The organism is Tessaracoccus sp. (assembly GCF_016714275.1).
Lineage (GTDB): Bacteria > Actinomycetota > Actinomycetes > Propionibacteriales > Propionibacteriaceae > Arachnia.
The window spans coordinates 751,513-775,476 of record NZ_JADJNP010000004.1 but is presented as its reverse complement, the minus strand read 5'-3'; the positions used below and the strand labels follow the sequence as shown (position 1 = coordinate 775,476).

The following is a 23,964-nucleotide window of genomic DNA, read 5'->3' as shown; positions in this document are numbered from 1 at the left end:
CCGTCAGTATGATCCTCGTAACGAGCGTCCCGGCTCGCGGCTGTCCTCCGAGGCGACGACGCGGTGCGCGCGCCGCGGGACGCCCCTTCGGCTCGCCCGAACCCCGCAGCGCAGAGCTCCGCTAGGGCAAGACCTGCGACGATCGGCTTCCATCTCCGACAGCGTCACCATCACCCGGCTCGCGACGGGGATGATCCAGCGGCGCGCTTTGACGACCCGCGCGCACCTACGGACACACCGGGTGCTCAGGCGGAGACCGAGGGTAACCCCGCGCAACTCGTCGACGGCGTCGTCTTCCATGCTGCACCAGCGTGTCGACGGCATCGTCGTCGTGCTGATGCAGGGCGCGGTTGATCGCCCTCCCCACATCCCGGCCGACGTGGTGGTGGTGATAGCGAACGGCACGACCGGCGACCACCTGAACGTGCTGCCTGCCGAGTACGCGGGCCGGACGGGGCATGGCCGACACCTGTCCGCGCCGGGCACACGAGGACGGCGTCGTCGGCGGGCTGGTGGAACGCAGATGACCCGCTGCGTTTCGGGACCATCCCCAGCGCTTCGAAGGGATTCACGACACGCGCTGGCGACGCCGGCATCTTCCGGAGCGGACGACGCTGCCTGCCTGGAACCCGGGAAGACGGCGCGCCGCCGCCCTGCGGATGCCGACCACCCCCCGATCCACCGCAATCATCTCCTGCACTGACGGCGTCGCCATCGGGCGTACCTGGTCGCGTACGAACTGGGTCTGGAGATCCCCCGCGATCTCTCCGTGGTGTCGCTCGGACGACGAGGAACTCGCCACCTTCCTGCGTCCTGGCCCCACAACGGCGCGCGGCTGCCGTATATCGACATGGCGCGTGGCCACCGAGATCATCTCGGCCTCCGCGACCTGACCAGAGGCGCTCTCTGTTGATCACCCGCGACCTGTGCGGGAGAACCTTTAGGGCGTTGCGCCTTCAGCTCGAACCCGCGACCCATGGATTAAAAGTCCTAAGATTGGGGTATTCTGGGGAGCACGGAAAACGGCTTATTCCCTAGTCAACTGCATATTGGCCCTATGGCTGCTTGGGCTGCGGTAGGCTACCTATGGCTACACTGATGGCTACACGGAGGAAAAATCCATGGGCGGCACGAGAGGCAAGGGCGAGGGGTCGGTCTACCAGCTCGCGAACGGGCGTTGGAGGGCGTCAATCGAGACCGGCTGGACCTCGAAGGGCAGGCAGCGACGCACCGTGTCCGCCGCGTCGAAGCGCGAATGCCTGGCGAAGCTCGCGAAGCTGCGCGAGGAGGTCGGCGTCGGCATCATCGGCGACAACCCGACGGTCGCGGACTGGCTCGATTACTGGCTCGCCTACATCTGTCCCGAGCGCGGGCTCAAGCCGTCCACGATCCGCGGCTACAGCTCCTACGTCGAGGGCTGGCTCAAGCCCCACCTCGGGCGGCGCCGCGTCCGCGAGCTCACCCCGGACCACGTCCGGCGTCTCCACCGCGCCATGCGCGAGAAGGGCGCGGCAGCGGCGACGATCCGGCAGGCCCACGCCATCCTCGCCCGGGCGCTGAAGGTCGCGGCCCGCGACGGGCTGACAGCCCGAAACGTCGCCTCGCTTGTCGATGTCCCGTCAGCCGGTGATAGCCACCACGCCGCGCTGACGGTAGACGAGGCCAAGCGCGTGCTGCGGGCCGCTGCCGCACACGGTGACCCGCGCACTCTCGCCCGGCTTGCGTGCGCCCTCGTCCTCGGGATGCGACAAGGCGAGGCGCTCGGGCTCCAGTGGTCCGCGATCGACCTGGACGCGCAGACGATCGACGTCGCGTGGGCGCTGACCCGCGGCACCGACGGCCAGCCGGCCCTTGTGCCGCCCAAGTCCGCGTCGTCTCGGCGCATCATCCCCCTCCCGGACGCGCTGGTCCCGATCCTCCGCGTCTACGCCGCTCGACCCGAGGACCCGGTCTGGGTCTTCCCCGGCTCGCAGGGCGGGCCGGAGCGAAACGCAAAGCGGGACTGGCAGGCATGGCGGGCGGCGCTCGCCGACGCGGGCGTGTGCGCGGTTCCGCTGCATGGCGCCCGGGCGTCGGCGGCATCGCTGCTGCGGGACATGGGCTGCTCCGAGCGGATGATCGCCGACATCCTCGGCCATCGTGAAGTCAGGATCACGCAGCAGGCCTACCTGCGCACCACCGACGACCAGCGACGAGCCGCGCTACAGGCAGCAGCGCTCGAGCTGCTCGCACCTGGCGTAGACTCGACTGCCTAGCGCCAGCTAGACCGGCTCTGAGCCAGCCCCCTCGCCTCGTGCGAGGGGGCCTTTTTCGTGTCCACAGGAGCCCGTGGGCGCGGAGTGTGCCGAGGTACTGGTTGAGCCAGATTGCGGCTTGGAGCCTGTCGACGGCCCTCTTTGGTGGTATCCATCCGTCGTGCTCGCGGAGGTCGTTGAGTTGGTCGGCGTCGGCGTGGAGCGTGTGGGCGAGGAGGTCGTCTAGGCCGTAGAGTGCGCCGACGACCCCGTCGGTGTTGCCATCGGCGTGGCGAGCTGCGGCTTGCTGGACGAGCTCGATGGCGTGAGCGCGTTCGTGCGATCGGTACCAGGCCGGGCTGATCGGGTCGGCCTGCTCGGCTCGCTCACTCCCAACGCCCGGCGTTGGGGGAGAATCAGGAAGAGGATCATTCACGCGCATCGGCGTAGCCGGTGCGGGAGTATCAGAGGTGGTTGTAGTTAGGTGGTTATAGTTCTCTGCGCAGTCCGCTGCACTAGGTAGTGCATCTGACTGCACTACCCCCGGCGGCGTGAGCATGACCCTGTAGACGCTCGTGTAGTTCTCGCGCGACCCTGGCTTGCGGCGCCGTTTGATGGATAGCGCCCCTATGTCCCTCAGTTCCCGCAGATATCCGTCGATGCTCCGCACCGAGCGCACGCCCACATCCTTGGCTAGCGTGGCTCTGCTGGGGAAGGCTTGGCCCGTGTCCGCATCCCTGTACTTGGCCAGCACTGCATAGGTTCGCACCGCGTTGCTGCTGGTCGGGGAGAAAAGGATCCAGTGGGGGAGGATCGAGAACGTGCCTTGCTCCCATTCCAGCACCCGCTGGCCGCTGTGTGTATGATCCTCTGTCATCGGGACTCCTGGCTAGGTCTGGTTCCGGTCATGGCCCCGGCTGGTGGTACAGCGCGGGGCCGCTCTCATTCTACCGTCTACGACGTTTTGTCGTACCCGCCTGTCAGGGTTGGGGCATGACGTCGAGACAGGTGGGGGCGGGGGTGGAGGTTATGGGCTAGGGCGGCCCCCGGATGACCGGGGGCCGACTTGTTAACGGCGGGCCTCGCGCGCCCGACGCATCAGCTCTTCCGGCGCCAGGTCGAGCATGGAGGCGATGGCGTCCAGCTCGTCGAGCGTCCACGCCTTGCGGCCGTTGAGTCGAAGCGACGCGTAGGACTGTGCTCGGCCGAGACGCCGCCCCACCTCGCTGCCCGAGATGCCGGCGGCGTCGATCGCCTCCTTGACCACTTGGGCAAAGAGGCTGGCAAACCCGCCTAGCGGGGGCAAATCACTGTTCCGAACCATGGCCCCATGCTATCTCATATGAGCAATACGGCGTCAAGGGTTGCGGAGCTATCTCATATGAGTTAGGATCATGGCATGAAGCAATCAACACAGGCACTCGTGGCGCAGGCCGTCAGGGTGCAGCGAGTCCGGGCGGGCATCAGCTCCGATGCCGAGCTCGCCCGTCGCGCGGACATGGACCCGTCCGCGCTGAATCGGCGGCTCAACGGCACGCTCCGCATGGACCTCGATGATATCGAGACCATCGCGCAGGCCCTCGGGGTCGACCCGTTCGACCTGCTGAGCATGGCGCAGGCCGAGCGCGCCGCTGCCGCCTGACCAAAGACGGCCCGCCGCTTTCGCGACAGGCCGCCCCACACATCCGAAAGCCCCGGCTCTCCCGCCAAGAAGTCGCCGAGGCTCTACAGACAGGAACCATCGTAGTGTCCGACATCCCCGAGTACCAGCGACCCACCACCCGCATTCACGCTCAGGTCACCGGCATGGTCCGCGGCGTGCGCGTCTACCGCGGCGTGACCCTCGACATCGACCCGACCCGCACGGATCACTCCTTCGGCGCACACGCCGAAGTCCCTCAGTCCCGCGTGTTCCACCGGGTCTACAACCGGGCCACCCGTCGCGACGAATACCACGTGGCGCTTGTCGTCACCTCGTCCATCCGCGTCATGGAGGCGAGCACGCGATGACCGCCGTCCTGTTCCAGAGCATGCCCCCACTGTCACCCGAGGAGTACGCCGCGCTTGAGGCGTCGATCCGGCAGCACGGCATCCTCGTCCCGATCACCGTCGACGAGAACGGCGTGGTGATCGACGGTCACCACCGCAAGGCCATCGCCGAGTCGCTGGGCATCCACTGCCCCAGGAAGCACGTCTGCGACCTGACGGAGACCGCGAAGCGGACCATGGCATTGACGCTCAACCTTGACCGTCGGAACCTGACCCGCGAGCAGCGCCGCGCCATCGTGGAGGCGTCCGTGAAGGCCGATCCGCAGCTCTCAAACCGGGAGCACGCGAGGCGCACCGGCGCCGACGACAAGACTGTTGGGTCGGTTCGGCGCGGGCTAGAGAGACGTGCGGAAATTCCGCACGTCTCTGAACGCACCGATTCGTTGGGGCGGATTCAACCCGCGACCAAGCCCCCCACCATCGCGACCCCCGACGTCGTGTTTGTCGCTGAGCGCATCGACCCGGCCACGGGCGAAGTCCTCGACTACCAGCCGTTGACCGATGCCGTGCTCGTCGGACAGTCCCTCGCCATCACCGGACCCAACAGCCTGTCCAGCCCCGGCGCGCAGGTCACCGGCCTCGACGGGAAGACCTACACCCGGCCCGAGCCGAAGCCCACGTCGGACAAGCAGCGCCGTCGTCCGCTCACCGATGCGGCGCGTGACGCCGCCGCCAACCCCGACGACACTTTCTCGCTCGCCTACCGCCACCACATCCGGCCGCGCAACGCCGTGTCCTGGCTCGGTCACACGTTCACCGCCCACATCGAGGTATGGGACGCGATCATGTACCCCGGCTCCCACTTCGCCGTCACCCGCAACCTCCACGGCGACGGCACCAACGACCTCGCCGCCACCGAATGGCAGGCCGACACCGACAAGTGGGCCGACGCGCTCGACGCCGCCACCGCATCCGACACACCCCCGCCGCCGTGGCTCGTGCAGGCGTGGCGGGCCATGCTCGGCGACGACAACGGCGCCGAGCCCGACACCTACTTCCTCCGCGAGCAGGCGTGGCGGCAGATGCTCGGAGGTGACCAGTGACCACCATTGCCATGGGACTCAAGGACGCCGAACGCGCGACCGGAATCTCCGCCGACCAGCTGCGCGACGCATGCAAGCGCGGGGACCTGCCCAGCCGCAAGAACGGCACCCGCTACGTGATCCGGACGGCGGACCTGGAGGCGTGGATCGACTCCCTGCCCGACGGTCGACAGGCGCCCGACGCATGACCCCCGCCAGTTTCCGCCGCCAACTCGCTGCCTGCATCGTCGTCGTCTTGCTGACGTTCGGCATGGTCTGGGCGGGCGATCTCTACGGCCAGACCATCCACACCACCACCACGACACAGGAGCCGTGACCATGACCAACCCCACCGTAATCAGCGCCTACAAGGGCTTCAACCGCGACCTGACCTGCCGCGACTACCAGTACAAGGAGGGCGAGACTCATGAGCATGTGGGCGACTTGTCGATGTGCAACTCTGGCTTCCACGCCTGCGAGCTGCCCCTCGATGTGCTCACCTACTATCCGGTGGCGCACGGCAACCAGTACCGCCACGTGACCCTCGCGGATGCCGCGCCGAAGACCGCGGATGACTCGAAGCGGGTCGCGCGAAAGGTCACGCTCGGCGCGTCCATCAACCTCGTCGGCCTGATCAAGGCCCACGTGGAGGCGATCTGGGACACGGTCAAGCCGGGCAAGGGTGAGGGCGTGTCGGCGACCACGGGCGACTCCGCGAACGCTGCGACCACGGGCGACTCCGCGCACGCTGCGACCACGGGCTTCTACGCGCACGCTGCGACCACGGGCCGCTCCGCGAACGCTGTGACCACGGGCTTCTACGCGCACGCTGCGACCACGGGCGACTCCGCGAACGCTGCGACCACGGGCCGCTACGCGCACGCTGCGACCACGGGCTACTCCGCGCACGCTGCGACCACGGGCTACTCCGCGCACGCTGCGACCACGGGCTTCTACGCGCACGCTGCGACCACGGGCGACTCCGCGAACGCTGCGACCACGGGCGACTCCGCGAACGCTGCGACCACGGGCCGCTACGCGCACGCTGCGACCACGGGCCGCTACGCGCACGCTGCGACCACGGGCGACTACGCGCACGCTGCGACCACGGGCCGCTCCGCGAACGCTGTGACCACGGGCTACTCCGCGAACGTCCGGTCCTCTGTCGAGGACCGTGGCGCAATCGCGGCCCATCCTTGGCGAGGGTGCGGCGAGGGGTGGACTCGGGTCCTGGTTGGTGCTGACCGAACGCGCCGACGACCTGTCGATCATCGAGGTCCGCGCGGTGCAGGTCGACGGGGAGACCGTGCGGGCCGGGCAGTATTACCGACTGGCCGGCGGTGTCCTGGTCGAGGTCGAGTCGTGACCGCCCCCGACCGTGAGCGCACGGTGTTTTGGACGCTCGGCGTGATCCTGCTCGGCTGGCTGGCCGCGATCATCGGCGTCGGCGTGCTGCTGGTGATCCTATGAGTCGCCCGCCACGCTGCTGCGGCTGTGGGCTGCTGATCGACACACCGCAGGACTGGCGCGAGCTGACCGAAACCGACGAGCTGTGCCCGCCGTGCCGGACCCGTCGCGTCCGGGAGCACCTGGCGCTCCTCGACACGGAGGCCGCGGACCTGCTGCGGTCGATGCTGCCGATCACGTCGGCCGGGCTGCTCGACGAACCCTCGCTGACCGACCGAGCGCTCGCCTATGGGCGGGTCGCGGATTCGGGTCTGGTCCGACACGTCGAGGGGGCCCTGCGATGAGCCTCATCCTTTGCGACGGCTCCGGCGAGCTGAAGTACGGCTGGCCCTGCCCCGGCTGCCCCAACTGCGGCCTGAACGACGGGGACGACCGATGACTCTCCGCATCCTCGACGTCGTACAGGGCAGCCCGGAATGGCTGGAGGCTCGGCGCGGCATGATCACGGCATCGGTCGTCGGCAGGCTCGTCACGCCGCGCACGATCCAGCCCGCCAGCAACATGGCCGAGCGTGCCCTGGTCGCCGAGCTTGCGGCCGAGCGAATCGCGGGCTGGATCGACGACAGCTACCAGTCCGGGGACATGATCCGCGGCCACCTCGACGAGCCCTATGCCCGGGAGGCATACACCGCGCACACCGGGATCGGCATCGACGACGTCGGGCTCATGGTCCGCGACTACGACGGATTCTCGCTCGGCTACTCGCCTGACGGGATCGCCGGGGACGGGCTTGTGGAGATCAAGTCCCGTGTCGCGAGGCACCATGTCGCGACCGTCCTCGCCGACGCCGTGCCTGACGAGCACCTCGCGCAGTGTCACGCCGCCCTTGTTGTTAGTGGCCGTCCCTGGCTCGACTACGTGAGCTTCTGTGGCGGGCTCGCGCTGTGGGTCAAGCGCGTCTACCCCAATCCCCGGTGGGCCGCCGCGATCGTCGCCGCCACCCGAGCAGCCGACGCCGCCATCACGGCCACCGTCGCCACCTACACCGAACGAACCGCCGGTCTACCCGTGACCGAGCGCCCGAACCACGAATTGGAGCTATCGCTATGAGGATCACCGCCGAACCTCGCTCGGATCAGATCAACGCCGACGACCTCGTCGGCGGACCGCGCATCGTGACCGTCGCCGGCGTGCGCGTCGGCACGGCCGAGCAGAAGTACGACATCCTCCTCGTTGGCGAGGAGCGCGTGTGGCGCCCGCCGCTGACCGTGCTGCGGCTGCTGATCGCGGCCTGGGGCGACGACGCGACGGCATGGGTCGGCCGCCGTGCCGAGCTGTACCGCGACCCGGCCGTGAGGTTCGGCTCCGACGCCGTCGGCGGGATCCGTGTCTCGCGCCTGTCGCACATCGGCAAGCGGCTGAGCGTCGCGCTGACGGCCACCCGAGGCAAGCGCACCATGCATATGGTCGACCCGTTGCCCGACGAGCCCGCGACCCCCGCCCTGACCGACGCCGAGATCGACGCCGCGACCACGACCGACGGACTGCGGGCGCTGTGGTCGTCGGCGTCGCCCGAGCAGCAGGAGCGCATCAAGGCCCGCGTGGCCGAGCTGGGCGGTGCGGCATGAGCTGGCTTGCTGATCACGTCGCGGCCCTTGACACCGAGACTACCGGGGTGGACGTCGAGTCTGACCGTGTCGTGACGGCATGCCTGGGCTACTCCGGCGGCGTCGGGGCATGGGCGCCGGTCGAGATCCACATCAACCCGGGCGTGCCGATCCCCGCCGAAGCATCCGCCGTCCACGGGATCACCGATTCCGACGTGGCCGACTGGGCGGTCCCCGCTGTCGGCCTGAGCCACCTCTACGGACATCTCCGCCGGTGCGCCGAGGAGGGCACGCCGGTCGTCGGCTTCAACCTCGCCTACGACCTGACCCTGCTGGACCGCGAGTTCCGCCGCCACCTCGGCAAGGAGCTTCCCTATGGGCTGCTCGTCCTGGACGTGCTGGTGCTGTGGCGTCGGCTGGAGCGCGAGACCGGCAGCCGGCGCCTATCCCTGCTGGCTGAACGGCACGGCATCGTCTTCCCCGCGCACGACGCGACGGCCGACGCGCTGGCGTCGCTGCGTCTGCTGCACATCCTCGCCGACCGTCACGACTTCCTGCCGCACATCTCCCTGCCGTCGCTGTACCGGCTCCAGGAAGGCTGGTACGCGCACCAGGTCGACGCGGCCTATCAGGCCCGGCTCGGTCGCGGCGACGTGGCCGAGCCGCCATCGACCGAGTGGCCGATGCGCGCATTCGCGGGCGGTGACACGTGACCCGCGTCACCGCTGCCACGGGTGACCTGGCCGAGACCCGTCGACTGAGGGCCGCCCTCGCTCAGACCTCCCACCTCCAGCGGCGGCTCGCCGTCGTGGTCGACGGGCTGGCCCTGTCCCGGCTCCCCGACCCTGTGGCCGCGATGATCCGCGACCACAACCGCCACTCCCATCTGCTGGCCGCTGCTCTCGACGAGGGCGCCGACCATCTCACTGACTCACTGAGGAGCACCTGATGACCACGATTGATGACGACTTGCTTTCTCGTTGCGCCGCTGCCCTGGCCGCGTGTGACGGGCTGGATCTGGCCACCGCCGGGCCTGTGACGCGGTCCGAGTACGAACTGCGTGCCCGTGCCGTGCTGACCGAGGCGCTCCGGTCGCCGCTCACGACAGGCGACGACCAGTGAAGCGCGAGGGGCTGCTCAAGGTCCGCTCGGAGCGGTCATGGGCGGACGAAATCCTCCTGTGGTGCGCTCAGTGCGAGGCGTGCGCGTGGTGCAGCTGTCGGCACCACGACCTGAGTGACACCGGGGACGTGGCGCGGTGGCACGCCCGCGAGGCCCACGCCTGCCCGTCGTGGCGCGCGTCGGGTGAGCGCTGCACGGATGCCTGTACGGACTGCGGCGGCAGGGGGTGGGTGTGATGACCACTGCCGACTGGATCGCTGAGCGTCGCCGCATCCGCGACCGGGCCGTGCTGGCCGATGAGGCCATGGACGTGTTCGCGCTCACCCCGGACCGCGTCCGCCACATGCACCGCGCCCGGATCGACACCTACCACCAGATGCCGGGAGTGCTGGACGCGATCGAGGCCGTGCTCAACGTCGCCGACAACCTGGCCCGCAACGGCCAGGCCGACATCGACTCCGCGCGCGCACTGCTGGCCGACGGCGACGCGACAGACGAGGGACACGCTGAGCGGCTCCGCATCTACGGCGAGGCCAGCATCGAGGCCGCCCGGCTGATCCGCGTCACCGTCACCGACGCGCTCGGCATCGACCCCGGACCGGTGGCGCCATGCTGAGGGTGTATTTGGCGGGGCCAGTCTCGGGGCCGCTCGCCGAGGGACTCGACTACAAGGCGCCCTTCGCCGCTGCCGTCGACACGCTCCGGGGCCGCGGCGTCGAGCCCGTCAACCCCACCGACCTGGACCTCGGCCCGGATGTGTCGTGGGACGACTACATGCGGGCGACGCAGGATTTGCAGCTGACGTGCTCGGCCATCTATCTGCTGCCCGGCTGGCGCGACTCCCGGGGCGCGACCGTCGAGTACTGGGTCGCGCGGGCGCTCGGTCACCGCATCTACGGATCGGAGCTGCCGTGACCGACCCCAAACTGATCGTGATCGAGGTTCGTGTCCCCGCGGTCGAGGTGCTGTCCGCGAACCGTAAGCGGCACTGGGCCGACACGGCGCGCCGCACGAAGGCGCTCCGGGAACGCGGCGCGTGGGCATGGCGCAAGGCCACCGCTGGGCGCCGTATCCGCTGGGAACGTGCCCGGTGCACCGCCTGGCTCACCTTCTCGACGAAATCCGGCCACCCCCGCCGCGATGGAAATAACTACTCCAGCCTCACCAAGCCGCTAATCGACGGCATCATCACCGGCCCCGCGCGGGCCGAGATGCGCCAGCAGCACGGCGCCAAGCCATGGCCCGGTCTGCTGCCCGACGACTCGTCGGCGTATCTCGACGGGCCTGACCACCGCATCACCGCACTCGCGGACCCGACCCTGCCCCGCGGCTGGGTCCGCGTCCGCCTCGAATTTGAGGAAATCTCATGACCGTCACCATCACCAAGGCCTGCCTCGCCCCAAAATGCGAGCGTGCCGCCAGGTCCCGCGGGCTATGCGGCAAGCACTACCAGCGACTCGTAAAGCGCGGGAGCATCGACGACCCGCCGAAGCCCTTTGAGGTGTGCACCGTGGAGGGTTGCCTTGTCCGGCATCATTCACGCGGCCTGTGCACCACGCATATCTCACGCCTCAAAGCAACGGGCAGCCTGGCCAAGCCGGTGAGGTCGCTGGGGGAACGGTTCTGGCCGAAGGTGAACCGCCGAGCCCCGGATGATTGCTGGCCATGGACTGGCCGCCGCAACGCCTACGGGTACGGGATCATCTCTGCCCCGCCACGCTCTGGGCGCAGGTACTACATCGCTTCCCGAGTGTCGCTGGAGCTCACGGGAGTCGAGATCCCGGACGGCATGGTCGTCCGACATAAGTGCGATAACCCACCCTGCGTGAACCCTGCCCACCTGGAAGTCGGAACCGTAGCCGACAACGCTCGCGACATGGCGGACCGCAGGCGCTCGACCATCGGTGGCAGGAACCCGCAGGCGAAGCTGACAGAGGACGACCTACGCGGCATCCGCGGTCGCCTGGCGCTCGGCGAGTCCCAAGTCTCGGTCGCCTTGGTCTATGGCGTCTCCAAGACAACGATCAACGACATCGCGAGGGGGCGGACATGGGCGCGCGTCGCGTGACCGCCGACATCTGCGCATTCCCCAACTGTGGGCGCCCCCGCCGCGCCAACGGTTGGTGCGGCGCTCACAACAACCAGGCTTCCCGGGGCGGCACACCCCGACCCCTCGGTCAGCGCGCACGGGCTGTCGGTGAGTGCAGCTTCGACGGCTGCGACCGACCCGCCCGCCCCAACGGCCTGTGTCGAACCCACGGCGACCAGCTGCGCCGCGGCGCCGCGTTGTCCCCGATCAGCACGTGTCGCACCTCGGAGCCGTGTGCCGGCCCCGGCTGTGACCGGCCCGGGAACAACAAGGGTCTGTGCTCAGCGCACCGCAAGCAGCAACTCAAGGGGCAGGAGCTGCGGCCGGTCGGCACCCGCGGCGGTGCCCGGATCAGGACCGGGGCCGCGCCGAAACCCAAGCCGAAGCCCAAGCCGAAACGGCCCCCGACTCCCGCCAAACCGGCACCCATCGGCCCGGTCCAGCGCCGCCACGAGCAAACCCCCGCACCCGACGCCGCCTCACACCTCGACGTCTACGCCTCACCCATCATCCCCGTCCCTGCTCGCACACAGGCCGCATACCGCCGCCTCCTCGAAGCGCGCGGAGACCACGACATCGCCGACATCCTCGGCCTCACCGCATAGGAGCAACATGCCACCACTGACACCCGCTGAGCACGCCCGCCGACGCGAGGCGCTCACCAACGCGCGCCGCCCCGGCCTCCCCTTGGCCGAGGCCGCCAGGCACCTCGGCCTCACGCCCACCGCCCTCAAATCGTGGATGCTGACCTACGCCCGTGATCTCATGGGCGTCAACACCCGCGCGGCCGGACCCAGGACCGACTGCCGTGTCGTCGTCTGGCCTGAGCAGGTCACCCGGTCTGGTCTCAGCCTCGGCGGGCTCACGGGCCGGTATCAGCGCCGCACCGTGGCCGTCTGGTCCGTCGACTGCGTCACGTGCCGCCAGGCCTGGGTCGCCGACGACGCCGCCGACGCCGAGCGCATCAAGGCCGCACACCTGGCAGGGGTGGCGTCATGAGCCAGCTCATCCGTGACCACTTCCAGAACCGGAAGCGCTACAACCTCCCCAAGGCGCAGCTCATCATCGCCGACATCCCCTATAACACGGGTACGAACGCCTACGGCTCAAACCCTCAGTGGTACATCGACGGCAAGATCAGCAACGGCCAATCCGAGCACGCCGGAAAACAGTTCTTCGACACCGACAAGGACTTCCGCATCCCCGAGTTCATGCACTTCGCCTCCAAGATGCTCAAGCCCGAGCCGAAGGAGCGAGGCGAGGCCGGGTGCATGGTCGTGTTCTGCGCCTTCGACCAGCAGGTGCCGCTCATCGAGGAGGCGCGCCGCCACGGCTTCGCGCACTACATCAACTTCGTGTTCCGCAAGGACTACAGCCCCCAGGTTCTCAAGGCGAACATGCGCCCCGTCGGCAACGCCGAGTACGCGGTACTGCTCTACCGGGACAAGCTGCCGAAGTTCCGTAACGGCGGCCGGATGGTGTTCACCGTGCAGGACTGGCCGCGAGATGACATGACGCCGAAGGTTCACCCGACGCAGAAGCCAGTGCCCCTGCTCATGCGCCTCATCGAGACGTTCACCGACCCCGGCGACGTTGTGGCCGATCCATGCGCGGGAAGCGGCTCCACCCTGGCCGCGGCCGAATCGGTAGGTCGCCCGTCATGGGGATTCGAGATCAAGCAGGAGTTCGTCGACGCCTACATGTCTCGGGTTCGGCCGAGCGTCCAAGCGGTGCTGATATGAGCACCCTCACCCGCCTGGCCCGCCTGCTCACCGCCTGCACCGTCCTGCGCATCGACCCGCTCGCCGTCCACATCGAGGCCGGAGAGTCGGGCCGCCACGAGGTCCGCCTCGCTTCCTGCACGGACTGGTACGAGCTCGCCAACCACTGGCGCGTGCCGATCCGCAAGCGCGACATCCGCCACCACCGCGTCCGCAACTTCGCCGCCCAGCGTCACCTGTGGGCCGAAGACAGCGACTGGCTCATCCATCACATGTGCATGCCACACATGCCGTGTTGGGAGTCTGATCCAGCGACGCAGCCCGAGCTGATCGGGGGTCAGGCATGCTGACCACCGGCTCTCTGTTCACCGGCTACGGCGGCCTCACGCGCGCGGTCGAGGCCGTTTTCGGTGCCCGGCTCGCGTGGGTGTCCGACATCGAGGCCCGCGACAAGACGGGCGCGCTCGTCGGCAACCCGCCCCCGCGACGCGACCCCTCGCCCGGCCCAAGTGGTCGCCGCGCAGCTTCAACTCAGGCGAGGAGGAGGGCAGCATCTACTGCCCGGCCTGCAACTGGACCACCAGCGGCCACGAGAACCCCTGCGACAACGCGTGGTTTGAGCACGCCGCCGAGGAACACCCCGAGAGGCCGATCCGATGAGCCAGTACCTCCGCACCGGAAAGGTCCACACCCGCTACATGCAGCCGCTCGACCTCCCCGACGAGCGTCCCGACTGCGCTGTCCAGGCGTGGCAGTCCCGCGACTACCTCGCCGTCCTCTACGACACCGACGCCGGGGGCGCCGCCTCAGCATCAACCGCACCGACTACAGCGTCCGGCGCGGGGACTGGCGCGACGGCATCGGCTGGGACGACCTCCAACGCATCAAGACCCAGTGTCTCGGTGAGGACGTGTGGGCCGTCGAAATCTACCCACCGCCCAGCGAGCTGGTCGATGTCGCGAACATGCGACACCTGTGGGTCCTGGACGAGGCGCCCACCTACGGCTGGCAAGGAGAACGCCGATGAGCACGACAAGGGCCGCTGTGACGGTCATTTGCGACTCGTGCGGCAGGTTGGCGCGTCCCAGGACCCGGAGAAGGCCGACCCCATGACTAACCACGGGCAACTCGACTACCCCAAGCCCGGCGACTGGATCATCAAGCGCCGCTACGGCCCGGCCAGCGAGCCCGAGCTGGTCAACCGCGCCCACCACCCAGACCTGCTCCCGAGAAAGCGAATCTGCCCATGACCAACATCGTCCCCGCGTCCGACATCGAGCGGATCGTCGGCACCCGCCGACGCCGCGTCGACCACATCGCCCGCGCCGTCAGCGACGAGCAAACCGTGTACATCCTCCACTCACGCCAGTGCAAGGACAGACGCGACGACCTCCGCGACTGCCCGTTCTCCCGAGCCCTCGACAACGGCATCAACCTCGACGAATGGGCCGAATCCATGGACCGGCCCGTCTCTGTCGGCATCCGCGAACCCGTGATCGGACGCCCGCGGCTAGTGCCCGCAAACAAGACGTTCGGGGGCGACCATGCATGATCTGCCCGACTTCACCCCCGGCTACGAGGTCGACGACTACGGCGACATCACGGGCGAGTTGCTCGCGATCAACATTCACGGCCACGGGATCGACCTCGACCTCATCGAGCAACTCCTCGACTACGAACGCGACGACCTGTACGACCCTGACGACGCCGGGGCCTGGTCGGTTCGTGAGGACTGGCTCCGTGTCGTGCCCATGCGCGACGGCATGCGGCACGTCTACGGCCCGCCAGGACGCGGCGCCCGGCCCGTCACCGTCGTCGAGAGCTGGCACCAGTGGCCGTACTGGTGCCTCAATCACCCCTACGAACCCGCCAAGATCGGCATCCCGGCCGGACAGATCGTCGACGGAGAGGCCATCGTCGCGGCCCGGCTTGCCGAGCTTGCCGAGCAGGACGACCCGCGCCCCGATGTCGAGGACAGCCGCATGGGTGGCTACATCTACATGTGCCGAGACTGCGCTGACGACGTCCATGAGCGGCTACGGACGGCCCGACGAGAGGCGGTCGCCAAGCGCCAAGACGGGCAGGAGGGGGCGATGCACGATGGCTGAAAACGTGCCAAATTTCGACAACAGGCCGGGGATTTTCTTGGCGCACGAGATGCCAGAAAACCTCAAGATTGCGCCCCTGTCTGACGCCGCTTTCCGGACGCTCGTCAAGGCATGGTGCTACTGCTCCCGGGTCCGCTCCGACGGACGCATCCCCTCCTCGGCCTGGGCCACGCTCGGCCCCGCGAAGGCACGCAAGGAACTCCTCGCACCGCCCATCATGGACCCGTCGAAAGCGCCTCTCTTCACAGCGGTGGACGGTGGCGTAATGGCACATGACTACCTACAACACAACCGCAGCGCCGACGAGGTCAAGGCGGTCGTTGCGGCCCGCGCGGACGCCGGATCGTACGGCAGTCATGTCCGCTGGCACGTCGCTCGACGCCAACCCAAGGCCGACTGTGAGCACTGCCAAGAGGAAGGCCTGACCCCACATGCCGCATAGCAAACGCTATAGCAAGTGCTATAGCAAGTGCTATAGCAAGTGTCATAACAAACGGATTGACAAAAACATGGCGATGCCCTGGCAAATCGATGCCACTAGCACTAGCACTAGCACTAGCACTAGTACTTCTACCGTAGCTATACCTGTGGTTGCTCGGTGCATTTCTCGTTGCATGGCATCAGTCTGGAACGTGCGCGGGGCCGATGCCATGCCGGAGGAAGATTCGATGAGAACCCAGCAGCAGCACCGAGCGATCGCCTACCTCGCGCACTCGATCCGCCCCGACTGGGACGAACCCGGCATCCTCCGCGTACTCGACCGCATCGACCCCGCAGTCGACCTCGCCGCCGTCGCCCACGCCGCACTCACCGCAGCCGCCCGACGCCGCGACCAAACCAGCCCCGCGATCATCGCCATGACCGGGGACCACTGGACCCCCTGCATCGCCGACCGCCCCAGCATCGCCCAGCGCACATGGACGCCCGGCCACGTCTCCGACCGCGAACCCCTGACCGCCGCCGAAGTCGCCCACTACGCCGCCCAAGCCCGGGCCGCACGAACCCGAAAGGAACAACCGTGAGCCCGACCCTTCCCGACGCCGAAGCCCAGACCCCTGCATGCGGCTGCTGCTACGGCAGCACCGACTACGACGACGGCGACTTCGTGTGCCAGGACTGCCAGCTCGCCTACGACTCGACGATGACCGCCAGCTACCTCGACCCCGACGCCGAGCCCTGCGGCAAGCCATGCACCAACACCAGCCACACCGACGGTGAGCGCCTGGTCTGGACCTGCCACCCCTGCCAACTGCCCACCACCCACGCCATCGGGGGCCACTGGACCGGCTGCGAGCTGCACATCCAGCCCAGAACGGGGCCTAGCGCGGCCTGACAGCCCGTCCCGCGACTCCGGGTCAGCCCCAACCCTGCTAGGCCCTCAGAGGGCCGGAAACGAGAACGCCATGACCATGTACCGCTGGACCTACGCCGTCGCCCTGATGACGTCTGCAGGCCTCCTGTCGAGACACGAAGCCACCTACGAGATCGACGCCGAGAGCCGCGAGGAAGCCGAACGCGAACTGGTGCGCATCTCCGGATACGACGGACGCCTCATCCGCGTCGAACCCATCGAGACGACCGGGCCGACCATCCTCAGCTACGGCGACGACACCAACATCGCCCGCGCAATCAGCGAGCTCCGACCTCCGGCAAATCCTCCGCGAAGACACCACCGCCGTGGCCATCGGCATCAGCGACGGCCTCGCACCGTGGGACGCCATCGCCATGCTCGCCGCCGCGGGCCGCAGCATCGACGCCATCTACGCCGACGGGGACGACGATGAGTGACCGCGTCCCGGAGGCGGCTCGGGAATACCTCGAGGCCGTGGCCGAGCTGCGGCGCATCGCCGCGCGCGACACGGTGGTCGACGGCAACGTCGTGAGGTTCTACGTCACCAGCGAGCAGTGGCAGGCCCGCATCGCCGAGCAGCGCGCCGAGGCTGCGCTCAAGCAAGCGAAGGCCGACGCCCGGGCCGATGCCGTGCGGAACATCGGGATGCGGGTCGCTGAGCTGGCCGTCGTGCTCAAGCATGCCGAGCACATCCGGGCCGGCATGGGTCAGTGTGAGACTGACCCGCGCGTCCGACACGACACGACGGGCCGGGCGGGTATAGTTCTCCCCGTGCCCGTCGTTGCGCGCGATACTGCCTACCCGACAGGAGCGACGTGCACGACGAGCCAATCTGGTGCCAACGAGGGTGCTACAGCCGAGAAAAGCATCTGCCCTACTGCGAACATCGAGACGACCACACCCCCGGATGCGTCAACGACCAGTGCTACGGCTGCAACCCCGAACGCTGCGACGGCTGCCAACCACGCGAAGCCACAGTCGGCGTCCTCTGCGACAACTGCGGACGGCGCCTCGACGAACTCCTCGGCGATTCGGACGAAGGCGTCGCCGGGGTCTGCACATGGCTCGCAGAGACACTCGTCCACCCGTACCGGTGCAACCTCGGCAAGTCGGGACGCGGCAACGGCGAGAACGACGGATTCGAGCGCCTCCACGACGCCCTCAACGACCTGCAAACCGCGTGGGCCGAACTGGCAGCTGACTTCCTGAGTGCCCGCGATGCTCGGCCCGTCGGCACCAACCCCGACGAGATCGCCCAACGGCTCCGGCCCTTCGCCCGCCAGCTCGCCGAGTGGGAGCCCATCGCCGACACCATCGACCACCTCATCGAGTTGCGCGCCAACGCGCACGCCGTCGCGCCCTGGCGAGGACGCAACCCCGACGAAGCAGACGAAGTCGCCGCCGTGCTCTACCTCGCACCCGCCGAGACCACCCCGGATATCTGCGCAAAGTTCGGCATCCCCGAAAAGCAACTCCACAACGCCCGACACCGCGGCCTCATCCAGCCCGAACGCGACCACGAACGCCCCCTCTCGTGGCGGCCCTGGAGCATCTACGCGTGGCTCCACCCAGACGCCGCGCAACGCTACGAACAGCGCGTCGGAGAACTCGCCCGCCAACACGCCGGCATCGTCCACACCACAGGAGCAGCATCATGAGCAACGAGCCCACCATCGAGCGCACCACCGTCAGGCTTGCGCCGAGCGTGAACGACCGCTATGTTCTCATTTGGGAGTAGAAGTGTCTCTACACCCAGAACCCAAGCCCTGAGCCACGCTCGGGGCTTTCGTGCGTTCTAGACCCCGAAGCTGTAGTCCACCGGCTCGCCCTCCTCACGTGCTACCGCCGGAGCCCCAGATTCGCCAGGAAGACCACGGTGCCATCGTCAGAACCCAAGTAGCCATTCGCTGCACCTCTCTCATGAATACCGGACTCGCGGCCCGGATGCGAAGCACCGTACGCGATCGCGCCGACGCTTGGAGACCGTTGTGAGCAACCCGCGCCGCACCAACGGCAGCCGTCGAGACCGCATCCGCCGCCGAGTCCTCGCCGAAGAGGACAACTGCCACATCTGCGGCCGACCAGTCGACAAAACACTCACCATGCAATGGGGCGAACACGGACCCGCTGCATCGACGACGCCTGCCCCGGCTGCAGCCCGCACATGATGCGCGCCGAAGTCGACGAGATCACCCCCGTAGCCCACGGCGGCAGCCCCTACGACCGCGAAAACTGCGCACTCGCCCACCGCGCCTGCAACCTCGCCAAGAGCGACAACATCACGCTCCCGGACGACGAGCCCACCGCCAGCCCGTACCCACTCAGCGACTGCTGGGACGGGCTGTTCGACAGCCTCGCCTGACCGCCGAAGCAGCAGGGGCAGGGACCCCCGCCGACCTCGGCCAGGCCACCCACCAGCAAAGGGCTGTTCTCTCCCCGCGCTTTTTCCAAGGGGGTCGTCGGATGTTGAGCATCGTGGACGCCGCCGCTGATGGCGACCGGCTCGGTGAACTGCGGGCACTGCGGCTGATCCTCGCCCGGTCGGTGAACTCCGACGAGACTCCCGCCCGTGATCTCGCCTCGCTGTCGCGTCGATTGATGGAGGTCGGGCGCGAGGTCGAGGAGCTTGAGGCGATCTCGAGTCAGGAGGGCGGCGATGGCGGCGTCGTCCCCGACCAGGAGTTCGACCCCTCGGCTCTCTGAGCGTGCGACGCTTGTCTACCCGGAGGGCATTGTCTCGACCGCCTACCCGGAGGTGCAGCGGCGTCTGAGGATGCTGTCGATCACCTTCGACTGGTGGCAAGAGGCCATCGGGAAGCTGGCGCTGGCGAAGCGCGCGGATGGGCTGTATGCGGCTGGTGTTGGCGGGATCGTGATGTCGATCCCTCGACAGGTCGGCAAGACGTTCCTCCTTGGCGGGCTGATCTTCGCGCTGTGCCTGATCAATCCGGGCATGACGGCGTTGTGGACATCGCACCAGCTGCGGACCACGAAGGAAACGCTGCGTGCGATGCAGGGTTTCGCCCGGCGGAAGGCGATCGCGCCGTTCGTGAAGGCGGTGCGGGTCGCCAACGGCGAGGGCGAGATCGTCTTCGCGAACGACTCAAGGATCTTGTTCGGGGCTCGCGAACAGGGTTTCGGGCTCGGCTTCGCGGGCGTCGACCTACTCGTGTTCGACGAGGGCCAGCGCCTCACCGAGAAGGCACTCGACGACATGCTCCCGACGCAGAACCGGGCGCCAAATCCGCTGTTCTTCATCATCGGAACCCCGCCGCGCCCAACGGACTCCGGAGAAGTGTTCCGCCGGCGCCGCGCCGAGGCGCTCAGCGGCACCGCCGAGGACATGTTGTTCGTGGAGTTCTCCGCAGGGCGCGACGCTCCGCGAGACCGGATCGATTGGATGCAGGTCGCCCGAGCGAATCCGTCTTTCCCGACGCATACGACCCGCGCCGCGATCCTTCGGATGTGGAAGAACCTGGGCGCCGCGTCGTTTCGTCGTGAGGGCTACGGGATCTGGGATGAGAATACCGGCCCGGCCCTGGCGATCGACAGCACCGTGTGGGCGTCACGTGTGACACGAACACTTGTCGGCGCTGACGGCCCTGTGGCCCTCGGGGTCAAGTTCTCGCTCGACGGGAAGCGCGTCGCTGCGGCGGCGTGCCGTCGGGACATCAACGACGACCTGCATGTCGAGGCGCTTGGCTGCTGGCCAACTGTTGTCGGCAACGCACTGCTGGTGGACCTGATCGCCGCGCAGTGGCGCAGCTTGGGCGCGGCTGTGATCGACGGCAAGTCGGGCGTCGGGGCCATGGCCGAGGCGCTCACGAAGGCCTGCGTCCCGTCCCGCCGCCTCACGATGCCGACAGTGTCGGACGTGCAGACGGCGCACAGCATGATCGAGGACGCCATCAACGACGGCACCCTCACCCACTCGAACCAGGCGGGCCTGAATGCCGCGGTCGCGGTCGCAACGAAACGAAAGATCGGCACGGCCGGCGGCTGGGGCTGGCAGGCCATAGGCGACGGCGATGTGACCTCCCTGGATGCTGCGACGCTCGCGCTGTGGGCGGCGGCTACGAAGTGCAGGACCAGCAAGAAGTCCGGAAGCGGCTGGAGGGCGGTGACCGGATGATTGTCGGCCTCACCGACACCGAGCAGGCGACCGTCGGCCTGCTCACGAAGACATTGGCGGCACGCAGGCTTAGCAACGAGACCCGCAAGGGTCACATGGACTGCAAGAAGCTGCCGAAGTTGCCGCCGACGGTGCCGCCGTACCTTCGAGAGGTGCGGCTGGTGCTGGGCTGGCCCGCGAAGGCCGTTGAGGCACTCGCGCAGCGGGTTCGGCTCACTGGCTTCGCGATCCCCGGGGGAAAGCTCGAGGCCGTCGGCCTTGACGCGATCCTGGACGACACGGAGTACGTCGCGCAGTCCCGCATTGCGCAACTGTCGGCGCTGGAACTGGGCGTGGCGTGGCTCATCGCACACCGCGGCGGCGCGGGCGAGCCTGACGTGCTGATCACCCGCCAGAACGCGCTGCACGGGACCGGTGATTGGAACACGCGGGCGCGCCGCTTGAACAACTTCCTGTCGGTGTCCGCCTACGACACGTCCGGCGCACCGAAGGACTTCAACCTGTACGTGCCTGGCGAGGCCGTCGTCGTCATCGACAAGCGCGTCGAGGACCGCACGCCGACGATTGACGGCACGGTGCCCGTCGAGCCGCTGGTCTACCGCGAGCGCGATGGGCGCCCGTTCGGGTCGTCGAGGATCTCGCGGCCCATCATGCGGCTCACGCAGTCGGCTATCCGGTCGATGCTTCGCTCCGAAGGCACCGCCGACTTCTACGGCGCGCCACTGCTGGCCCTGTTCGGGCCGGACCAGTCTCTGTTCGACCAGAACCCGGCCATGAAGCTCCTGCTTTCGTCGATGTTCGCGGTCCCCGACAACGACGAAGCCGCCGACAACGCGCGTGCAACGCTGAAGCAGATTGACCAGGGCTCGCAGCAGCCGCACACCTCGCAGCTTGAGGTGTGGGCGCAGCTTTTCGCGGGCGAGGCGAAGATCCCCGTGTCGTCGCTCGGTGTGGGCTCGGTGCAAGCTAACCCGACGTCGGCGGATTCGTACCTGGCGTCCCGCGAGGAGCTGATCTCCGAGGCCGAGGACACGCAAGACGGGTTTGCCCGGGCGCATATCCGTATCCAGCAGCACGCGTGGCGGATCGCGACCGGCGAGACCGAACTCCCCGCGGAGATGCGGCGGCTGGTCCCGGTGTGGCGTGACGCGCGGCATACCTCGAAGGCGCAAGCCGCGGACTGGCTCGCGAAGACCGTCTCCGCGCTGCCGTGGATCGCTGAAACCGATGTCGCGGTCGAGATGCTCGGACTCGACGACGCTCTCGTCGAGCGGCTCCGCGCGGAACGCCCTGCGCCCACCGAGAGCCCAATCGACCGAATGGCCAGGGAACTCAGCCGCCAGGCAGGGGGGGCGACGACGTGAAGGCGAAGGCCGACGCGATGGGCGTCCTGATCCGCTCCGGCGTCGCCCCCGCCTCTGCTGCTGAGAGGGTCGGTCTCGACGGCGTCGAGTTCACCGGCGCCGTGCCCGTGTCCCTACGGCTACCCGAGGCGGACGCAACCAAGCTCGAGGGCTGACCCGTGACCCTCGCCCCGGCAAAGCTCCGGGAACTCCTGGACCGCTACCGCCGCGCGGAACTGTCCGTCGGCGCATCAACCGCCGCCCTCGTCCTCGAACTGGGCCAGGAACTAGCAGCCGGGAACCTCGCGGTCGACGAGTTCGAGCTGGCGCTCATCGCCGCCGAGAAGCTCGGCTTCGACGCATCCAGCGGAGTGGCCGCCCGCCACTTGGCCGAGATCCGGTCCGCGCAGAACGCCGCCGGGATCACCGAACCTGCTCCCTTTCCGCTCGACGCGGCCACCGTCCGAGCTCATGCCACCGCTGAGGCTCTACGTCGCACCGACGACCCCGGGCACCGGCAGGCGATCGTCGAGAAGGCCGCGGTGTGGGCGGATCGTGGCGCGAAGATGGGCGGACGACGCACCGTCGACCGCTCCGCCGCGGCGTCCGGTCGACAGTGGCGCAGAGTCCCCGACGGTGATCCGTGCACGTTCTGCGCGATGCTCGCCACGAGGGGCTTCCTCGATGACGGCTATACCAGCCGGGACTCGGCGCTGTGGACAAAGGCGGGGCGGAAGTACCACGACTTTTGCGGCTGTGTCGCGACGGAGATCGTGGACGGCTGGGAGCCGACGCCGCAGGAGCAGCGCTGGATCGACGCGTACGAGACCGCTGGGGCCGCCGTGAGCGCCCAAGGGCTACCGCTAACGCCGGAGACGGTGTTGCCCCGGATGCGAGAGGCGATGGCCGCTACGGCGCCGCTTGAGTCGCTCACCAGGCAGCAGCTTGAGGACCGGATGCAGGCCGCGATGGACCGCGAGGACTGGCAGGAAGCCGAGCGCGCCGGAGAGCTGCTCGACAGCAGCTTCTACAACGCCGCCGGCCGCCGCCTCGACATGGCAGACCCGTACCGCGACGAGATCTTCGACTGGTACACGACGGCCGATCCCGGCACGCAGGACCGGTTCCTCGACCAGCTCGGCGACGAGCGCTCGTCGGGCTGGCTGGAGGCCCAGTACGCCGCAACCACAGGCAAAGCCACAAAGCAGGTTCCGACAGGCCGCGAGCAGCGCGAGCAGTACGAGGCGCACATCGAAACCGAGTATCTGGCCGCGGAGAACGCCACGAACGGGCACATGCTCACCGCGCAGGCCAGGGCAGCAGGCCGCACCTCCCGCGACCTGTGGAGCGTCAACGAATCGACCGCGAGATCCTGGGCTTCACCCGAGATGCTGGAATACTGGGACCAGCACGGACGCATGACCTGGACCGACTGGCAGGCCATGCACCGCGGCGACACCGATGGTATCCAGAAGCGGAGCGGAACATGGCTGCAATGAGCGAGCGCACTCGCGCCGCCTACGCGACCTTCGCCCCACCCCATGTCATGGCCAAGGCCCGGCAGGCCGGCTACGACGACGCGATGGCCAACCGTGGCCGCGCCCCCGAGCACGACTCCTACCTCGGCAAGGACGCCTACCGGCGCACCGAGTCGATGGCCTACAACCGCGGCTACATCACCGGCATGCAGCAAGCGCTGCAAGACCGCTACGGCAACCCGCCCGACTAGCCGCGCCTATCTGACCTAACCCGCAAGGACTCCTTGCGGGTTTTTTCATG

At 68.3% G+C, this 23,964-nt stretch carries 39 protein-coding genes; 37 read left to right on the top strand and 2 right to left on the bottom strand.

Features of this window, described 5'->3' with window-relative positions:
- Both IPJ61_RS18045 and IPJ61_RS18040 read left to right on the top strand, forming a co-directional pair.
- A partial coding sequence (locus IPJ61_RS18045) for a type 1 periplasmic-binding domain-containing protein (protein WP_297110938.1) occupies nucleotides 1–703 on the top strand: 703 nt, incomplete at its 5' end.
- Between the two features lie 418 nt (nucleotides 704–1,121).
- Entirely contained in the window at nucleotides 1,122–2,255 is a 1,134-nt protein-coding gene (locus tag IPJ61_RS18040) for a tyrosine-type recombinase/integrase (protein ID WP_297110934.1), read from the top strand.
- On the opposite strand, the gene IPJ61_RS22365 is transcribed toward IPJ61_RS18040, so the two are convergent.
- Together IPJ61_RS22365 and IPJ61_RS18035 are read right to left on the bottom strand one after the other, a co-directional pair.
- Entirely contained in the window at nucleotides 2,152–3,111 is a 960-nt protein-coding gene (locus IPJ61_RS22365; protein WP_366505860.1) for a helix-turn-helix domain-containing protein, read from the bottom strand. The genes IPJ61_RS18040 and IPJ61_RS22365 overlap by 104 nt on opposite strands.
- Nucleotides 3,112–3,303: 192 nt before the next feature.
- Entirely contained in the window at nucleotides 3,304–3,558 is a 255-nt protein-coding gene (locus IPJ61_RS18035; protein ID WP_297110931.1) for a helix-turn-helix domain-containing protein, read from the bottom strand.
- A 75-nt stretch (nucleotides 3,559–3,633) separates the two neighbouring features.
- Between IPJ61_RS18035 and IPJ61_RS18030 the strand changes: the two genes are divergently transcribed.
- The 35 genes from IPJ61_RS18030 (at nucleotide 3,634) to IPJ61_RS17860 (ending at nucleotide 23,914) form a co-directional block, all read left to right on the top strand.
- Entirely contained in the window at nucleotides 3,634–3,876 is a 243-nt protein-coding gene (locus tag IPJ61_RS18030; RefSeq protein WP_297110929.1) for a helix-turn-helix domain-containing protein, read from the top strand.
- Nucleotides 3,877–3,980: 104 nt separating this feature from the next.
- Nucleotides 3,981–4,244, top strand: a complete 264-nt coding sequence (locus IPJ61_RS18025; RefSeq protein ID WP_297110925.1) for a hypothetical protein — start codon at nucleotides 3,981–3,983, stop codon at nucleotides 4,242–4,244.
- Nucleotides 4,241–5,326 (top strand): ParB N-terminal domain-containing protein, encoded by a 1,086-nt coding sequence (locus tag IPJ61_RS18020; protein WP_297110921.1) that lies wholly within the window; start codon nucleotides 4,241–4,243, stop codon nucleotides 5,324–5,326. The genes IPJ61_RS18025 and IPJ61_RS18020 overlap by 4 nt, the downstream gene beginning before the upstream one ends.
- Nucleotides 5,323–5,514: a helix-turn-helix domain-containing protein gene (locus tag IPJ61_RS18015; protein WP_297110918.1), complete on the top strand. Its 192-nt coding sequence runs from the start codon at nucleotides 5,323–5,325 to the stop codon at nucleotides 5,512–5,514. The genes IPJ61_RS18020 and IPJ61_RS18015 overlap by 4 nt, the downstream gene beginning before the upstream one ends.
- A complete protein-coding gene (locus IPJ61_RS18010) occupies nucleotides 5,511–5,642 on the top strand; it encodes a hypothetical protein (RefSeq protein WP_297110915.1) in 132 nt (43 codons plus the stop codon). Before IPJ61_RS18015 ends, IPJ61_RS18010 begins: the two co-directional genes overlap by 4 nt.
- A 2-nt stretch (nucleotides 5,643–5,644) precedes the next feature.
- A complete protein-coding gene (locus IPJ61_RS18005; RefSeq protein ID WP_297110913.1) occupies nucleotides 5,645–6,775 on the top strand; it encodes a DUF7666 domain-containing protein in 1,131 nt (376 codons plus the stop codon).
- On the top strand, nucleotides 6,772–7,056 hold the full coding sequence (locus tag IPJ61_RS18000; RefSeq protein WP_297110910.1) for a hypothetical protein: 285 nt from the start codon (nucleotides 6,772–6,774) through the stop codon (nucleotides 7,054–7,056). The genes IPJ61_RS18005 and IPJ61_RS18000 overlap by 4 nt, the downstream gene beginning before the upstream one ends.
- A 91-nt stretch (nucleotides 7,057–7,147) precedes the next feature.
- Nucleotides 7,148–7,822 (top strand): lambda exonuclease family protein, encoded by a 675-nt coding sequence (locus IPJ61_RS17995; RefSeq protein ID WP_297110907.1) that lies wholly within the window; start codon nucleotides 7,148–7,150, stop codon nucleotides 7,820–7,822.
- The gene (locus IPJ61_RS17990) at nucleotides 7,819–8,340 is read left to right on the top strand and encodes a hypothetical protein (RefSeq protein WP_297110904.1); all 522 of its coding nucleotides are present in this window, start codon (nucleotides 7,819–7,821) and stop codon (nucleotides 8,338–8,340) included. Before IPJ61_RS17995 ends, IPJ61_RS17990 begins: the two co-directional genes overlap by 4 nt.
- Nucleotides 8,337–9,032, top strand: coding sequence for an exonuclease domain-containing protein (locus tag IPJ61_RS17985; protein ID WP_297110901.1), 696 nt, complete (start codon nucleotides 8,337–8,339; stop codon nucleotides 9,030–9,032). Before IPJ61_RS17990 ends, IPJ61_RS17985 begins: the two co-directional genes overlap by 4 nt.
- Complete coding sequence (locus tag IPJ61_RS17980) at nucleotides 9,029–9,268, top strand: hypothetical protein (protein ID WP_297110898.1); 240 nt, start codon at nucleotides 9,029–9,031, stop codon at nucleotides 9,266–9,268. The genes IPJ61_RS17985 and IPJ61_RS17980 overlap by 4 nt, the downstream gene beginning before the upstream one ends.
- Complete coding sequence (locus tag IPJ61_RS17975) at nucleotides 9,268–9,441, top strand: hypothetical protein (RefSeq protein WP_297110895.1); 174 nt, start codon at nucleotides 9,268–9,270, stop codon at nucleotides 9,439–9,441. Before IPJ61_RS17980 ends, IPJ61_RS17975 begins: the two co-directional genes overlap by 1 nt.
- A 235-nt stretch (nucleotides 9,442–9,676) precedes the next feature.
- Nucleotides 9,677–10,057: a hypothetical protein gene (locus tag IPJ61_RS17970; RefSeq protein ID WP_297110894.1), complete on the top strand. Its 381-nt coding sequence runs from the start codon at nucleotides 9,677–9,679 to the stop codon at nucleotides 10,055–10,057.
- Nucleotides 10,051–10,356: a DUF4406 domain-containing protein gene (locus tag IPJ61_RS17965; protein ID WP_297110893.1), complete on the top strand. Its 306-nt coding sequence runs from the start codon at nucleotides 10,051–10,053 to the stop codon at nucleotides 10,354–10,356. Before IPJ61_RS17970 ends, IPJ61_RS17965 begins: the two co-directional genes overlap by 7 nt.
- On the top strand, nucleotides 10,353–10,811 hold the full coding sequence (locus IPJ61_RS17960) for a hypothetical protein (RefSeq protein ID WP_297110890.1): 459 nt from the start codon (nucleotides 10,353–10,355) through the stop codon (nucleotides 10,809–10,811). The genes IPJ61_RS17965 and IPJ61_RS17960 overlap by 4 nt, the downstream gene beginning before the upstream one ends.
- Nucleotides 10,808–11,509 (top strand): HNH endonuclease, encoded by a 702-nt coding sequence (locus tag IPJ61_RS17955; RefSeq protein WP_297110888.1) that lies wholly within the window; start codon nucleotides 10,808–10,810, stop codon nucleotides 11,507–11,509. The genes IPJ61_RS17960 and IPJ61_RS17955 overlap by 4 nt, the downstream gene beginning before the upstream one ends.
- Nucleotides 11,491–12,135 (top strand): hypothetical protein, encoded by a 645-nt coding sequence (locus IPJ61_RS17950; RefSeq protein ID WP_297110885.1) that lies wholly within the window; start codon nucleotides 11,491–11,493, stop codon nucleotides 12,133–12,135. The genes IPJ61_RS17955 and IPJ61_RS17950 overlap by 19 nt, the downstream gene beginning before the upstream one ends.
- A 7-nt stretch (nucleotides 12,136–12,142) precedes the next feature.
- Nucleotides 12,143–12,529, top strand: coding sequence for a hypothetical protein (locus IPJ61_RS17945; protein ID WP_297110883.1), 387 nt, complete (start codon nucleotides 12,143–12,145; stop codon nucleotides 12,527–12,529).
- Nucleotides 12,526–13,272 (top strand): DNA-methyltransferase, encoded by a 747-nt coding sequence (locus IPJ61_RS17940; protein ID WP_297110881.1) that lies wholly within the window; start codon nucleotides 12,526–12,528, stop codon nucleotides 13,270–13,272. The genes IPJ61_RS17945 and IPJ61_RS17940 overlap by 4 nt, the downstream gene beginning before the upstream one ends.
- Nucleotides 13,269–13,601, top strand: coding sequence for a hypothetical protein (locus tag IPJ61_RS17935; RefSeq protein ID WP_297110879.1), 333 nt, complete (start codon nucleotides 13,269–13,271; stop codon nucleotides 13,599–13,601). The genes IPJ61_RS17940 and IPJ61_RS17935 overlap by 4 nt, the downstream gene beginning before the upstream one ends.
- A 398-nt stretch (nucleotides 13,602–13,999) precedes the next feature.
- Complete coding sequence (locus IPJ61_RS17930; protein ID WP_297110876.1) at nucleotides 14,000–14,278, top strand: DUF7694 domain-containing protein; 279 nt, start codon at nucleotides 14,000–14,002, stop codon at nucleotides 14,276–14,278.
- Nucleotides 14,279–14,360: 82 nt separating this feature from the next.
- Entirely contained in the window at nucleotides 14,361–14,501 is a 141-nt protein-coding gene (locus IPJ61_RS17925) for a hypothetical protein (protein WP_297110873.1), read from the top strand.
- Nucleotides 14,498–14,803: a hypothetical protein gene (locus tag IPJ61_RS17920; RefSeq protein ID WP_297110871.1), complete on the top strand. Its 306-nt coding sequence runs from the start codon at nucleotides 14,498–14,500 to the stop codon at nucleotides 14,801–14,803. The genes IPJ61_RS17925 and IPJ61_RS17920 overlap by 4 nt, the downstream gene beginning before the upstream one ends.
- A complete protein-coding gene (locus IPJ61_RS17915; RefSeq protein ID WP_297110868.1) occupies nucleotides 14,796–15,359 on the top strand; it encodes a hypothetical protein in 564 nt (187 codons plus the stop codon). The genes IPJ61_RS17920 and IPJ61_RS17915 overlap by 8 nt, the downstream gene beginning before the upstream one ends.
- A complete protein-coding gene (locus tag IPJ61_RS17910; RefSeq protein WP_297110865.1) occupies nucleotides 15,352–15,801 on the top strand; it encodes a hypothetical protein in 450 nt (149 codons plus the stop codon). Before IPJ61_RS17915 ends, IPJ61_RS17910 begins: the two co-directional genes overlap by 8 nt.
- Nucleotides 15,802–16,027: 226 nt before the next feature.
- The gene (locus IPJ61_RS17905; RefSeq protein WP_297110862.1) at nucleotides 16,028–16,381 is read left to right on the top strand and encodes a hypothetical protein; all 354 of its coding nucleotides are present in this window, start codon (nucleotides 16,028–16,030) and stop codon (nucleotides 16,379–16,381) included.
- Nucleotides 16,378–16,692: a hypothetical protein gene (locus IPJ61_RS17900; RefSeq protein WP_297110859.1), complete on the top strand. Its 315-nt coding sequence runs from the start codon at nucleotides 16,378–16,380 to the stop codon at nucleotides 16,690–16,692. Before IPJ61_RS17905 ends, IPJ61_RS17900 begins: the two co-directional genes overlap by 4 nt.
- An 833-nt stretch (nucleotides 16,693–17,525) precedes the next feature.
- Nucleotides 17,526–18,368, top strand: a complete 843-nt coding sequence (locus tag IPJ61_RS17895) for a hypothetical protein (RefSeq protein ID WP_297110857.1) — start codon at nucleotides 17,526–17,528, stop codon at nucleotides 18,366–18,368.
- 449 nt (nucleotides 18,369–18,817) lie between these two features.
- Nucleotides 18,818–19,072 carry an HNH endonuclease gene (locus IPJ61_RS17890; protein ID WP_297110854.1) on the top strand — a complete coding sequence of 85 codons (255 nt, stop codon included), beginning with the start codon at nucleotides 18,818–18,820 and terminating at the stop codon, nucleotides 19,070–19,072.
- A 101-nt stretch (nucleotides 19,073–19,173) separates the two neighbouring features.
- Entirely contained in the window at nucleotides 19,174–19,413 is a 240-nt protein-coding gene (locus IPJ61_RS17885; RefSeq protein WP_297110850.1) for a hypothetical protein, read from the top strand.
- The gene (locus IPJ61_RS17880; protein WP_297110847.1) at nucleotides 19,367–20,842 is read left to right on the top strand and encodes a hypothetical protein; all 1,476 of its coding nucleotides are present in this window, start codon (nucleotides 19,367–19,369) and stop codon (nucleotides 20,840–20,842) included. The genes IPJ61_RS17885 and IPJ61_RS17880 overlap by 47 nt, the downstream gene beginning before the upstream one ends.
- Nucleotides 20,791–22,206 carry a phage portal protein gene (locus IPJ61_RS17875; protein ID WP_297110843.1) on the top strand — a complete coding sequence of 472 codons (1,416 nt, stop codon included), beginning with the start codon at nucleotides 20,791–20,793 and terminating at the stop codon, nucleotides 22,204–22,206. Before IPJ61_RS17880 ends, IPJ61_RS17875 begins: the two co-directional genes overlap by 52 nt.
- Nucleotides 22,203–22,361 (top strand): hypothetical protein, encoded by a 159-nt coding sequence (locus IPJ61_RS17870; protein WP_297110840.1) that lies wholly within the window; start codon nucleotides 22,203–22,205, stop codon nucleotides 22,359–22,361. Before IPJ61_RS17875 ends, IPJ61_RS17870 begins: the two co-directional genes overlap by 4 nt.
- Nucleotides 22,362–22,364: 3 nt before the next feature.
- Nucleotides 22,365–23,684, top strand: coding sequence for a VG15 protein (locus IPJ61_RS17865; RefSeq protein ID WP_297110837.1), 1,320 nt, complete (start codon nucleotides 22,365–22,367; stop codon nucleotides 23,682–23,684).
- Nucleotides 23,681–23,914 (top strand): hypothetical protein, encoded by a 234-nt coding sequence (locus IPJ61_RS17860; RefSeq protein WP_297110834.1) that lies wholly within the window; start codon nucleotides 23,681–23,683, stop codon nucleotides 23,912–23,914. The genes IPJ61_RS17865 and IPJ61_RS17860 overlap by 4 nt, the downstream gene beginning before the upstream one ends.
- Nucleotides 23,915–23,964 lie beyond the last annotated feature (50 nt).